At 73.8% G+C, this 12,745-nt stretch carries 9 protein-coding genes; 5 read left to right on the top strand and 4 right to left on the bottom strand.

Features of this window, described 5'->3' with window-relative positions:
• Nucleotides 1-126: 126 nt before the first annotated feature.
• Together AC0699_RS14280 and AC0699_RS14275 are read right to left on the bottom strand one after the other, a co-directional pair.
• A complete protein-coding gene (locus AC0699_RS14280; RefSeq protein WP_478659673.1) occupies nt 127-1,779 on the bottom strand; it encodes an amidohydrolase in 1,653 nt (550 codons plus the stop codon).
• A gap of 51 nt (nt 1,780-1,830) precedes the next feature.
• The gene (locus AC0699_RS14275; protein ID WP_478659671.1) at nt 1,831-3,351 is read right to left on the bottom strand and encodes an APC family permease; all 1,521 of its coding nucleotides are present in this window, start codon (nt 3,349-3,351) and stop codon (nt 1,831-1,833) included.
• A 171-nt stretch (nt 3,352-3,522) separates the two neighbouring features.
• Here AC0699_RS14275 and AC0699_RS14270 point away from each other — a divergent pair, with 171 nt between their 5' ends.
• Nucleotides 3,523-4,290 (top strand): TetR/AcrR family transcriptional regulator, encoded by a 768-nt coding sequence (locus AC0699_RS14270; protein ID WP_478659669.1) that lies wholly within the window; start codon nt 3,523-3,525, stop codon nt 4,288-4,290.
• On the opposite strand, the gene AC0699_RS14265 is transcribed toward AC0699_RS14270, so the two are convergent.
• Entirely contained in the window at nt 4,190-5,134 is a 945-nt protein-coding gene (locus AC0699_RS14265) for a DMT family transporter (RefSeq protein WP_478659955.1), read from the bottom strand. The two genes, AC0699_RS14270 and AC0699_RS14265, sit on opposite strands and share 101 nt — an antisense overlap.
• A 205-nt stretch (nt 5,135-5,339) precedes the next feature.
• Here AC0699_RS14265 and AC0699_RS14260 point away from each other — a divergent pair, with 205 nt between their 5' ends.
• The 4 genes from AC0699_RS14260 (at nt 5,340) to AC0699_RS14245 (ending at nt 10,999) form a co-directional block, all read left to right on the top strand.
• Nucleotides 5,340-6,782, top strand: a complete 1,443-nt coding sequence (locus AC0699_RS14260; RefSeq protein ID WP_478659667.1) for an MFS transporter — start codon at nt 5,340-5,342, stop codon at nt 6,780-6,782.
• Nucleotides 6,779-8,938: an FUSC family protein gene (locus AC0699_RS14255; RefSeq protein ID WP_478659665.1), complete on the top strand. Its 2,160-nt coding sequence runs from the start codon at nt 6,779-6,781 to the stop codon at nt 8,936-8,938. Before AC0699_RS14260 ends, AC0699_RS14255 begins: the two co-directional genes overlap by 4 nt.
• Before the next feature lie 10 nt (nt 8,939-8,948).
• Nucleotides 8,949-10,067, top strand: coding sequence for a PP2C family protein-serine/threonine phosphatase (locus AC0699_RS14250; protein WP_478659663.1), 1,119 nt, complete (start codon nt 8,949-8,951; stop codon nt 10,065-10,067).
• 92 nt (nt 10,068-10,159) lie between these two features.
• The gene (locus AC0699_RS14245; RefSeq protein ID WP_478659661.1) at nt 10,160-10,999 is read left to right on the top strand and encodes an alpha/beta fold hydrolase; all 840 of its coding nucleotides are present in this window, start codon (nt 10,160-10,162) and stop codon (nt 10,997-10,999) included.
• Between the two features lie 88 nt (nt 11,000-11,087).
• Here the strand turns inward: AC0699_RS14245 and pdxR are convergent, their stop codons facing one another.
• A complete protein-coding gene (gene pdxR, locus AC0699_RS14240) occupies nt 11,088-12,644 on the bottom strand; it encodes a MocR-like pyridoxine biosynthesis transcription factor PdxR (protein ID WP_478659953.1) in 1,557 nt (518 codons plus the stop codon).
• Nucleotides 12,645-12,745 lie beyond the last annotated feature (101 nt).

Below are 12,745 nucleotides of genomic sequence, written 5' to 3'. Positions count from 1 at the left end.
GCGTCTCCTCAGGCAGGGGATGGAACGTGCTCGGACGGGGACTTCGTCACCTCCATGCGTTCCACCCCCTGCCGCTCGGCCAGTACGCCCATCCGGGTCGTTGCCGAGCCGGGGCCGTCGCGGGGCTCAGGCGTCGGGTGCGGCGTACACGCGCTCCCCCCCGACGTAGGTCAGCGCGACCTTGGCCTCCGCGATGGCCTCTGGCGGCCCCGCGCACGGGTCGCGGTCCAGGACGATCAGGTCGGCGAGGGCGCCGGTCCGGACGCTGCCGGTGTCGTCGAGGTGGTTCACGTACGCCGAGCCCGCGGTGTACGCCGTGAGTGCGGTGGTCAGGTCGATGCGCTCGTCGGGCAGGAACACCGGGCCCCGCTCCCCCGGCAGGACGCGGTTGACCGCGACATGGATCCCCTCGATCGGGTCCGGGCTGCTGACCGGCCAGTCGCTGCCCGCGGCGAGGGTCGCGCCCGCGCGCAGCAGGGCGCCGAACGGGTACTGCCATGCCGCCCGTTCGGGTCCGAGGAAGGGGATGGTGAGGTTGTCCATCTGCGGTTCGTGTGCGGCCCACAGCGGCTGCATGTTGGCCGTGGCGCCGAGCTGCCGGAAGCGGGGGACGTCGTCGGGGTGGACGATCTGCAGATGGGCCAGGTGCGGGCGGGTGTCGGTCGGGCCGTTGGCGGCCCGGGCGGCCTCGACGGCGTCCAGGGCGTCGCGTACGGCCCGGTCGCCGAGGGCGTGGAAGTGGGCCTGGAAGCCGAGCGCGTCCAACTCGGTGACGTACGCGCCCAGTTGTGCCGGGTCGACGAAGCTGGTGCCGCGGTTGGCGGTGGCGCAGCCGCAGCGGTCGAGATAGGGGTCGAGCAGGGCGGCGGTGCCGTTCTCGGCGACTCCGTCCAGCATGATCTTGACGGTGCGGGCGCGGAACCGGCCGTGGGTCAGCGCGGCCCGGCGTTCGACCAGCTCCGGGATCTGTTCCGCCCCGCGCTCGCGGTCCCACCACAGGGCGCCGACGACGCGGGCGGTGAGCAGCCCGTCCCGGGCGGCCGTGACGTAGGCGCCGGACGGGTCGTCCATGCCGAGGAAATCGCCGATGAGCGCGTCCTGCCAGGCCGTGATGCCGAGCGAGTGCAGATATCGCTGGGCGTGCAGCAGGGCGGCGAGCCGGTCGTCAGGGGTGGCCGAGGGTGTCAGACGGCCGACGAACTGCATGGCTCCTTCCTGGAGCATGCCGGTGGGTTCGCCCGAGGCGTCGCGCTCGATCCGGCCGTCGACGGGGTCGGGGGTGTCCCGGGTGACACCGGCGAGTTGGAGGGCGCGGCTGTTAACCCACGCGCCGTGGTGGTCCCGGTTGGGCAGATACACCGGCCGGTCCGGGACGACCGCGTCGAGCAACTCCTTCGTCGGCGTACCGCCTTCGAAGGCGTCCATGGACCAGCCACCGCCGGTGATCCACTCACGGTCGGGGTGGGCGGTGGCGTACGCCCGTACGGCGGCGAGCGTTTCCCCGGCCGTACCGGCACCCGTGAGGTCGCACTGGGTGAGTTCGAGGCCTGCGGGCACCGGATGGACGTGGGCGTCCTGGAAGCCGGGCATCAGCAGCCGTCCGGCGAGGTCGACGACGTCGGTCTTCGGGCCGATCAGGTCCTGTACGTCGTGGGCGTCGCCGACGGCGGTGATGCGGTCGCCGGTGACGGCGACCGCGGCCGGCCGGCCGTCGGCACCGGCGCCGGGGGTGAGGACGGGGCCGCCGGTGAAGACGAGGTCGGCGTGGCGGGAGTGCATGCAGCGTTCCGTTTCTGTGGTCGGGCAGTCAGGTGGTCGGCTGACGGGTGATCAGACGGTGGGGGTCGGCTCTTCGGTGAGCAGCCGGACGGCGTCGGCATCGGTGCCGTGGCCGGTACGGAAGTACGGAGACCTGCGGCCCCACTTGGCCCAGCCCGCGGCCACGATCCCGGAGGCGATCATGAGTCCCGGGACCAGCAGCATGAACCAGCCGTTGTCCGGGCTGACCTCGAAGTGGTCGGCCGAGTCGTAGAAGGACCAGGCGAGGTAGCCGCCGAGTGCGAGGAGTGCGGCGCCGCTGAGCGCGGGCAGGATCACCGCGCGCATCCCCTCCCACCAGGACTCGCGCAGCAGTCCGCGGAACCGTACGGCGGCCGCCAGGGCGATGAGGGCGTAGGAGAGGGCGACGACGATGCCGATCGCGTTGACCGCCGCCAGGATCAGGTCGGCGAGCTTGGGGATGACCAGCGACAGGACGGCGACGGTGGTCGCGAGGGCGCCGATGACCACGGTTCCGGCCGCGGGTGTCCCGTACCGGGGGCTCACCCTGGACCACACGGGTCCGACGGTACGGTCCCGGCTCATCGCGAACATGCCCCGGGCGGCCGGGATCACGCCGGCCTGGAGCGAGGCGACGGCCGAGAACATAAGGGCCACCAGCGGCAGCGCGGCCAGCGGCTGGGAGGCCAGCCGTTCGGCGAAGAACGCCAGCCCCTGCGCGCCGTTGCCCGCCAGCTCCTCCTCGCTCAGGACGCGCTGGAAGGCGACCGAGCCGAGCAGGAAGAGCGCCAGCATCGTGAACAGGGTGGTGATCCCGGCACGGGACGCGTCGCGGGGCTCGCGCACCTCCTCGTTCACGGTGAACGCCGCGTCGAAGCCCCAGTAGCAGAAGACGGAGAGCAGCAGACCCTGCGCGAGGGCGGACGGCGACGGTATGCCGAAGGGATTGAACCAGTCGAGGCTGAAGGCGTGCGGCCCGGTGACGATGCCGTAGCCGCAGAAGCCCAGCAGTACCAGGTACTCGAAGACCAGCAGCCAGCCCTGCAGCCTGGCCGCGGTGCGGACGCCGGTGACCGCGGTGAGGGTGACGGCGACCAGGACCAGGATGCCCACCGCGGTCGACTGGGCGGTGGAGTCCGGGTTCAGCACGAGTCCCGCCACATCGTGGAGACCGGCCTGTCCAGCCAGTTGGAGGATCGCGGACCCGGTGACGGCCGTGGTGTAGGCGAGGAAGACGACGGTCGCGACGATGGCCAGCCAGCCGACGAGGAAGCCGAGCCAGGGAGTGAGCGAACGGCCGACCCAGACATAGCCGTTGCCGGCGTTCGGCTCGACCCGGTTGAGCCGGGAGAAGGCGCCGGCGATGCCGAGGATGGGCAGGAAGGCCACCAGCATGATCGCGGGCAGATGCAGCCCGACCACTGCGGCCGTGACGCCGAGGCCGATGCCGATGCTGGTGGTCGCCGCCGTACTGGAGGCGGCGATGGCGACGCAGTCCACGACGCCGAGGGACTTGCGCAGGGAGGCGTGGGCCGGACCGTCCGCGCCGTAGGGGGTCTTCTTCACTGTCATGGCCAGCTCCGCTCGCACCGAAGGGGCCTGGCCGGCCCCGGTGACCGCACATGAAACTGGCGGTGCACTTCACAGGTCAATGGCGTTGTCATAAGGTGCGGGGCCATGGCCCGACCGGACGGAGCCGCCCGGCAGGATCCGGAAGACGGGCCCTGGGTGAGGAGGACGTCGATGAGTGAACGCGTCGTACCACCGGCGGCCCGGCGGCGCAGGCGCCCGACCAAGCAAGGCGTCGTGCTGTCCGAGGAGCTGATCGTCGAGACGGCCCTGCGGCTGATGAAGGAGCACGGCGCCGACGCGCTCACGGTCCGCCGCCTCGGCCTCGCGCTGGGCGCCGACCCGAGCGCGCTGTACCGGTACTTCCGGGACACCGACGAGCTGCTGCTCGCCATCGCCGACGAGCTGATCGGCCGTACGCTGCGCGCTTGGCGGCCGACCGGCGACTGGCGCGCCGATCTGCGGTCACTGGGTCTGCGGATGCACGCCGACTACCTCGCGCATCCGCAGGCGGCGGTGCTCAGCGCCTGCCGGGTGACGGGCCGGCTGCATGAGATCCGGGCGGTGGAGACGATGATCGGCGTGCTGCGCGGGGCCGGGTTCCCCGACGCCGAGGCGGTACGGATCTACCACGCCTTCGTCGACCAGGCCCTGGCGTTCGCGGCCCTGGACTCGGCGGCCACCGCGCTGCCGGCGGCCGCACGGGAGGCGGACGAGGCGGCATGGCGGTCGACGTACGCCGGGCTGCCCGCCGGGACCCACCCCCATATCGCCGCCACGGCACGGCATTTGGTGGCGGACATGAATCTCAGCGCCTACCCGAGGGCCCTCGACATGCTGCTCACGGCGGCGGCGGCGCGGCTGGAGGAGGTGCGGCCGGCGGAGGCGCGGCCTGAGGACCTGCGCCGTCCTGCTCGCCGGGCGCGACCACGGACCGGGTGAGCGGGATACGGGCGAGCGCGATCGCGCCCATCGCGATCAGCGCGAAGCCGGCCAGCTGCGGCAGCACCCACCAGCCGGACCGGACATGCTCCTCGTACAGCGTGACGCCGAGGACGAGGCTCACGATCGCGTCGCCGAGCGTGATCGCGGGCTGGGACGCGACCAGCGGCCCCGCCTGCATCGCGTTCGACAGCAGGAACAGCGCGCCCCCTCCGGCCGCCGCGAAGGCGTACGTCTGCCAGGCGGTGAAGAAGGCCGCGGCTCCGTCGTCGTCCAGGATGTGCGTCGCCTGCTTCATCAGGGCCGCGGTCAGCGCGAAGCAGACGGCGGTGGCCGCACCCAGGCAGGCCGCGCGGGCCCGGCCGGGGGGCCGTCGCAGCGCCGTGGCGGCGAGTACGACGACCACTCCCCCGCAGACGGCGAGGGCGGGGAGCCAGCGGTCCATGGAGACATGGGTGCGGTTGCCCATGGGGGACAGTGCCACGAGGGCGACGCCGAGACCCACCACCACGCAGGTCACGGCCACCCAGCTGGTGCGCCCGACGTGCTGGCGCATCAGGAGCGAGGCCACGATCAGCGTGAGCGGCAGTTCGAGGACCAAGAGCGGCTGAACGACCGTCAGCGGGCCGGTGTTCAGGGCCAGGGCCTGGCACACGCCCGCGGCGATCACGGCGAGGATCCCCACCAGCCAGCCGGGGCGCCGCAGCAGATCGAGCATCAGGCCGGCGCGGAAACCGGTGGAACTCGGCACGCTCATCGCGGCCTGGCGCTGCAGCACGGTGGCGACGGCGTTGCTGAGGGCCGAGGCCAGTGCGAAGAGGACCGGGAGGAGCAGGGCACGCACCGCAGACCTCCCGCCTCCGCCCTTGTACTTCCTGCCATGGTGGCCCCGGCCGGACGTCCCCCGCGATCCGGACAGGGCCGGGTGGCGGGGATCGCGGCGCAGGACGGCCGGGCTGCGGTCCGTACGCCGCCGCCCCACAATGGGACCAGGTCGCAGGTCCGACCACGGTGGCGTCGCGACGACGTCGCCCGAGAGGAATGTGCCCATGCGCGCAGAGTCGTCGTCGGCCGCGCGGACGGGGGCCTTCATCGCGGTCACGGTCGCGCTGTTCTGCATTCAGGTCGACTTCTTCGCCCTGAACCTGGCCATCCCCGGAATCGCGGACGAACTCGGTGTCACGGCCGCGGCCGCCCAGTGGACCCTCTCCGCGTACATGCTCGCCATCGGCTGCTTCTTCATCGTCGGCGGCAGGCTGGGGGACGTCTTCGGGCGCCGGGGCACACTGCTGGTGGGGATGGCCCTGTTCACGGCCGGTTCCGTGGGGTGTGCGCTGGCACCAGGGCTGGGGCTGCTGGTGGGCGCGCGGATCGTGCAGGGCGTCGGCGCGGGATTCGTCTTCCCGGTGTCCGTCGCCGTGATCAGCAATGCCTTCCCGGACGAGAGCCGGGCCCGCGCGCTGGGAGCGGCCTTCGGTATCGCCAACATCGGCACGGCGCTGGGTCCGTTCGTGGGCGGCGGTTTCACCGAAGGGCCCGGCTGGCGCTGGATCTTCTGGCTGCTGGCGCCGCTCAGCGCGCTGGCGCTGATCGTCGCGGTCGCGTACGTTCCCGACTCACGGGACGCCTCCGCGCCGCGCCAGCTCGACCTGATCGGCTGCTTCACCGTCGTGTGCGCTCTCGCGGCGCTCACGACCGCCGTGGAGCGCGGCAGCGCCTGGGGCTGGGACCACGCCCGCACCCTGACGCTGTTCGCGGTGGCGGTGGTGGCCGGCTGGCTCTTCCTGCTCCGCGAGCGCCACGCACGGCATCCGCTGATCGATCTGCGGCTGTTCCGCAACGTCCCCTACGTCCTGGTGACCGGCATGGGGTCGGTCACGAACATGGGCTACGGCGTCACCGTCTTCGTCTCCACGCTCTATCTGCAAGGTGTGCGCGGGCTGTCCCCGCTGACGGCGGGCACCGTGTTCCTGGCGCCCGCGCTGCTCGTGGCCCTGAGCGGTCCGCTCGGCGCCCGGCTGGCGGCCCGGATGCGCCCCACCGCGGTGATGGCGCTCGCGGGGGCGATCGCCGGCACGGGGATGATCGTGCTGACCCATGTCACGGCCTGGTGGCTGTACGTGCCCGTGTTCGCCTGGTGCGGTCTCGGACTCGGTCTCGGCTGGACCTTCTCCAGCGTCGCGACCCAGCAGGTCGTGCCGCCGGCCAGGGCGGGTGAGGCGTCGGGTGTCCTGCTGACGTTCCTGGTCACCCTGGGTGCGATCGCTCTCGCGGCGGCGGCGTCCGCGATCACGGCGATGACCCCCGAGAAGCCGCCGCAGGACGCGTACGACGCGATCCTGCGGTTCGGCGGGGCCGTGATCCTGGCGGCGTCCGTCGTCGTCATGGCCGCACGCCACCGGCTCGTGGTCCACGGGAAGCTGCCGCCGCTGTCCATGAGCGCGCCCTGGCCACCGGTGGGCGCGGGTGCCCGGGCCGGTGACCCGAAGTGACCGGCGGAGCGGAGCGGACGGAGATACTGCACCGGGCCGTCCGGGTGACCGTCGCGGCGAGCGCCGGGTTCTACTCCTTCCTGTACGGGCTCGGTGAGTCCGCGACGGCGCTGTACGCGCTGTTCGCCCCCATCTCCCTCGGCGTCCTCTCACGGGTCCCGGGGTCGGGCCGGCAGCGGGCGGTCGTGATTCTGAAGGCTCTGCCGATCGGTCTGGTGCTGGTCGCACTGGGAACGGCGCTGGCGGTACGGACCTGGGCCGCGGTGCTCGGGATGCTCGTCGTCGGCTTCCTGCTCGCCTTCGCGGCGGTCGCGGGCCCCCGCCCGGCCGGGGTGGGGCCCGGGCTGCAGCTCTTCTACATCCTGGCGTGCTTCCCGCCGTACGCCCCCGAAACCCTGGGACTGCGCCTCATCGGTCTCACCGCAGGGGTCCTGCTCCTGGTCGCCTGCGAGGTCTTCCTGCTGCCCACGCCGCCGACCGCGTCGTACCGGGAGCGGCTCGCGGCGACGGTCGACGTCGCCGCCGCCGCGGCGGCGGACCCTTCCGCCGCCTCCCCCACCGGCCTCCGCTCGGCCGGAAGCGATCTGCGCCTCTCCAAGCTGCCGCCGGCCGAACGGCCCGCCGGCCCCTGGCGGGCGGACCGTGCCATGTTCCAGGCGGGCAGTGCCGCGCGCCGCCTCCTCGACCAGCTGGCGCATCATGCGGACGCCTTGTCCGCCGGAGGCCCGGTGCGGCCGGACACGGCGCGGCCCGGCTACGGGGGCGATGCGCAGGACGCCGCTTCCGCGTCGCTCCTGAGCAGGGTCTCGGCCCTGTGCACCCGTATCGCGGGCGCCCTGCGCGCCGGCACGCCGCCCCCGGCGCCCGGGACACTCGAAGAGGCGATACGGGGCTTCCAGCAGCTGCGCGTCCGGCAGGCCACCGGGCCGACCGACGCCGTGCCGACGGTGCCGGTGCTGCGGCGGCAGGCGGCGGTGCTGGCCATGGCGGAGTCGGCGCGGATCCTGGAGACCTCGGTACGGGTCGGCATGGACGGGCGGCGTACGGCGCCGATTCCGCCGCGGGAGCTGTTCTGGTACGCCGACGCGAGCGCCGTGCGGCTGTGGACGGCGCGGCTCCTCGGGAACCTGACCCTGCGGTCGGTCCAGTTCCAGAACGCCGCGCGGACCGCGCTGGGTCTGGGGGCCGCCCGGCTGGTGGCGGGATCGCTGGATCTGACGCACGGCTTCTGGGTGCTGCTCGCCGTCCTGACCCTGAGCCGTACCACGTTCGGGGCGACGTGGACGGCCGTGCGCAAGGCGGTGGCCGGGAACCTGCTGGGCGCGGTGGCGGCGGGTGCGCTGATCCAGTGGATCGGCGGGCACACCGAGGCGTACGCGGTCGTCCTCGCCCCCGGCATGCTCGTCGCCTTCGCGCTCGGGCCGCTGCTCGGGATCGCGTGGGCGCAGGCGCTGTTCACGCTCGTCGTGGCGTCCGCGTTCGGCCAGCTCGCCCCCGCGTCCTGGCAGTTGGCCGAGGCCCGCATCATCGACGTCGTGACGGGCAGCGCGATCGGGCTGCTCTGCGGACTGCTCGCCTGGCCCGCCGGGGCCCGGCGCGAGGTGCGCAGAACCATGGCGGCCCTGCTCCGCTGCTGCGGCCCGCTGATCACGGGGACGGTCCGTGTCCTGCTGACCACCCCGCCGGGTACCGGGCCGCAGTCGCCGTCCACGTGGTCCGCCCTGCACCACCTGCGGCTCGCGGAGGCCGCGTACGACCAGTACCGGAGCGAACCGGGCGGCGACGGTGCCGCCTCCCTCGCGGACTGGCACGCCGTGCTCATCACCGCGAACCAGGTCCTCCTCGGCGCCCACTGGCTTCCCCGGTTCGATCCTCCCGCGGTCCCGGTCCCGCCGGTCGCCGCCGACTGGGCCCGTACGGCCGCGGACCGGCTGGCCCGGACCACGGACCGGATCGCGGACCGGTGCGCCGAGGGCGCCCCGGGGCCGCCGCGGCCGCCGGATCCGCCTCTCCCGGTACCCGACGGCCCGCCCCTGCCCATGCTGATCGACCTCGAGTACTGGCTGCGCAGCCTCACCGCCCAGCTCGCCCGGATCGAAAGCTCGGTCCACGACACGGCACACTCCGTGACCGGTCCCGCGCGCCGGGGCTCTTAGGAGGCGCCTCATGCGACGCAGGCGTTCTCGCTCCGACCGGCGCTCCCTGTTCCGCCACCGGGGGTGGGTCTGGTGGCTGCCGCTGGTCGCGGTGCTGATCGATGTGGCCGCCGAGCTGATCGTCAGGGGGCGGGAGCCCGTGAGCTTCCTGCTCATCGCCGTCCCGCCGCTCGCCGCCGCGACGCGCGGTCCGCGGGGCACGGCGCTGTCGACCGCGGTGTGCCTGGGGCTCCAGATGTGGATGGCCGCCCGCCGCCCGGGCCACTTCGACGAGCAGCACCATGTGGCCGTGTACGCCGCCACCCTGGCCATCGGAGTCGCGAGTGTCGCCCTCTCCGCGCAGCGCGAGCGGACCCGGCGGCATCTGGTCCGTGCCCATTCGGTCGCGGAGGCGATGCAGCGGACACTGCTGCGTCCGGTGCCGCACAGGCTCGGACCGGTGCGGGCCGCCGGGTTCTACGAGGCCGGGGAGGGCGGCACGCTCGTGGGCGGGGATCTGTACGACGTGTGCGAGACGCCTTTCGGGGTACGGGCGATCATCGGCGACGTTCGCGGCAAAGGACTGGACGCGGTGCAGACGGTCGCGGCCGTCCTCGGCAGCTTCCGGGTGTCCGCCCATGAGTGGAAGAGCCTGAGCAGTCTGGCGGACCGCCTGGAGCTCAGCATCGCCCGCAACAGTCCGGCCGGCGACGACGGCGACCCCGAGCTGTTCGTGACCGCGCTGGTGCTGGAGTTCCCGCTCTCGGGCGACGAGGTGCGGATCGTCGACCGCGGCCATCCCTCGCCGATCGTCGTCGGCCCCCGAGGCGCGACGCGGCTGGTCACGGCGCCCGGGCTCCCCCTGGGTCTCGGCGGTCTGTCCTGCGCCGACACCGAGGCGACGGTGCATCCGCTGGCGCCCGGCGAGGTGCTGGTCGCGCACACGGACGGGGTGAGCGAGGCGCGGAACGCGCAGGGCGTCTTCTACCCGGTCCTGGAGCGGCTCACAGAGCACTTCGAACGGCACGACGGCACGCCGGCACCCGACCCCGAGGCCGTCGTGGCGTTCGTACGGGCCGACGCACAACGCTGGTCGGCCACCACGGACAACGACGACCAGGCCGTTCTGGCGCTCACGCTGAGACGCTGACGCCGGGCCGGCACCGGGATGCCGGCACCGGGATGCCGACGCCGTGCCAGGCGGGCCGATGAGTTCCGCGGTCCCGAACGGTCAGCACCGGTATGGACACCACAGGCAAAGCGATCTCGCGCGACGGCACGCCGATCGCGTACGAGCGGTCCGGTGAAGGGCCGGCGGTGATTCTCGTCAGCGGCGCGACGTGCACGGGCGCCGCCGAGGCACCCCTGGCGGCGCAGCTGGCCGAGCGGGGGTTCGGGGCGATGACGTACGACCGCAGGGGCCGCGGCGCCAGCGGTGACACGGAACCGGTCGCGGTGGCCCGCGAGGTCGAGGACATCGCGGCACTGATCGACACGGTGGGCGGCAGCGCGGCGCTGTACGGGATGTCGTCCGGCGGGGCGCTCGCGCTGGAGGCGGCGACCGCCGGACTGCCGGTGACGAGGGTGGCGGTGTACGAACCGCCGATGACGATCGACGAGGCGGCCGTCCCGGCGCGGCGGGAGCAGGCGGCGTGGCTGCGGGAACTGCTGGCCGAGGGCCGCCGCGGGGACGCCCTGGAGCTCTTTCTGTCCGGCTCGGGCATGGCGCCCGAGCTGATCTCGGTGATGCGGCAGACCCCTCTGTGGGGGCAGCTGGAGACGCTCGCGCACACGATCGCGTACGACTACGCGGTCCTCGGCGACGGACTGGTGCCCGAGGAGCGGCTGGCGTCGGTCCAGGTGCCCGTGCTGGTCGTGAACGGCGGGAAGGGCTTCGGCTGGATGAAGGACGCCGGGCGGGTGATAGCCGGGGCGGTGCGCGACGGGCGCCGGCGGATCCTGGACGGCCAGACGCACATGGTCGATCCGGTCGCGCTCGCGCCCGTGATCGCGGAGTTCCTGGGCGAGAGCCGGCAGCGGGACGACCGCCTCCCGCTGCCTGCGCCGTCGTCCGCGGAGTGACCACACGCGCCGGTGACGCCCGGCGTGGCCCGCGGCGCGGACGAGCGGCCCCGGGGCGAGCCCTCCCGGTCCTCGGGCCGCGTCAGGATCAGGACAGGGCGCGGACGGCCTCGCCGAGTACGGCGATCCCTTCGGCGATGCCGGACGGTGAGCTCGCGGCGTACCCGAGGACCAGTCCCGGCCGGTGCGGGCCGGTGGTGTGCCAGGAGAGCGGCTGCACCTTCACCCCGCGGGCGAGCGCCGCGGCCGCCAGTGCGGTGTCGGAGAACCCGGCGTCGAAGGTGATCATCAGATGGAGGCCCGCCGCGGCACCGTGCACCCGCGCGCCCGGGAGCCGGGCCGTGACCGCCTCGATCATGGCGTCGCGGCGGCGGCGGTGCCGGCGCCGGATCAGCCGCAGATGACGCTCCATCTCGCCGGACTCCATCAGCCGGGCCAGCACGAGCTGCGGCAGCGCGGCATTGCCGAGGTCGGCGAAGCGCTTCGCGTCCACCAGCACGTCCCGGTATCGCGGCGGTGCGAGGACCCAGCCGGTCCGCAGGGCCGGGGCGAGGAGCTTGGAGACGCTGCCTGCATACAGGACGCGGTCGGGGAGCAGTGACCGCAGGGCGGCGACCGGGGGCCGGTCGTAGCGGTGCTCCGCGTCGTAGTCGTCCTCGACGATCAGCGCGCCGTCCCGGGCCGCCCACCGCATCAGCTCCCGGCGCCGCGCGCCGCCGAGCACCACCCCCGTCGGAAACTGGTGCGCGGGGGTCAGCAGCACGGCCGGCGCGCCGGTGGCACGCAGCGCGTCGACCCGTACGCCCTCGGCGTCGACCGGCACGGCCGGGGTGTCGAGGCCCCAGTGGTGCAGATGCTGCCGCGCCCCGAGCGAGCCGGGGTCCTCGACCGCGACCGCCGCGATCCCGTCGTCCCGGAACACCCGCGCGAGCAGCCCGAGTGCCTGCGCGGTCCCCGCCACCACCAGTACCTCTTCGGGATCCGCCCTGATCCCCCGGTTACGGGCCAGCCAGTGGGCCACCGCCACGCGCAGTTCCGGCCTCCCCCGCGGATCTCCGTAGCCGAGTCCCGCCGCGGGCAGCTCCGCCAGTACGGCCCGCTCTGCCCGCATCCACGCCGCCCGCGGAAACGCGGCGAGGTCGGGCACCCCGGGCGTCAGATCGATCCGTGCCGGCGCCGCGCGCAGAGCCTCGAAGATCTCGGGCCCGGGCCGGCCCGTGAACAGCCCGGGCCCCGGTGCCGGAGGCTCAGACGTGGGCACGGCCGCGGCGCCGGGCGCGGTCCCGGGAACGGGCGAGGTCCCTGGAACGGGCGCGCGCGAGGTTCCGGGAACGGGCGAGGTCCCGGCCCCGGGCGCGGGTGCGTCGGAGAGCCCCGGGGCCACCACCACGATCGTGCCCGCCCGGCCCCGGCCCGCGACGTGCCCCTCGTCCGTGAGACGCTGGTAAGCCTCGGTGACGACGCCGCGGGAAACCCGCAGATCCGCCGCCAGGACACGCGTCGCGGGCAGCCGGCTGCCCACCGGAAGCCGGCCGTCGGCGATCGCGAGGCGGAGGTGGCCGGCGAGCCAGTCGGCGAGACCGCCCGGCGGGGCCTCGCGCGTGTTCAGCTGGAGGAAGTCGGAACCGGTCGCATCCGGAATCATGGACCTGTCCGAATGGTTCTCATCAGTGCCGGTCACAGGACCATTGTGTGCCACGGCCGTCCGGCGGGTGGTGCGGGCGGAAAGGCACTGGAGCAAGCTGG

The sequence above is a fragment of the Streptomyces sp. NPDC043870 genome (assembly GCF_056435785.1).
This window is presented reverse-complemented; position numbering and strand designations above follow the sequence as displayed.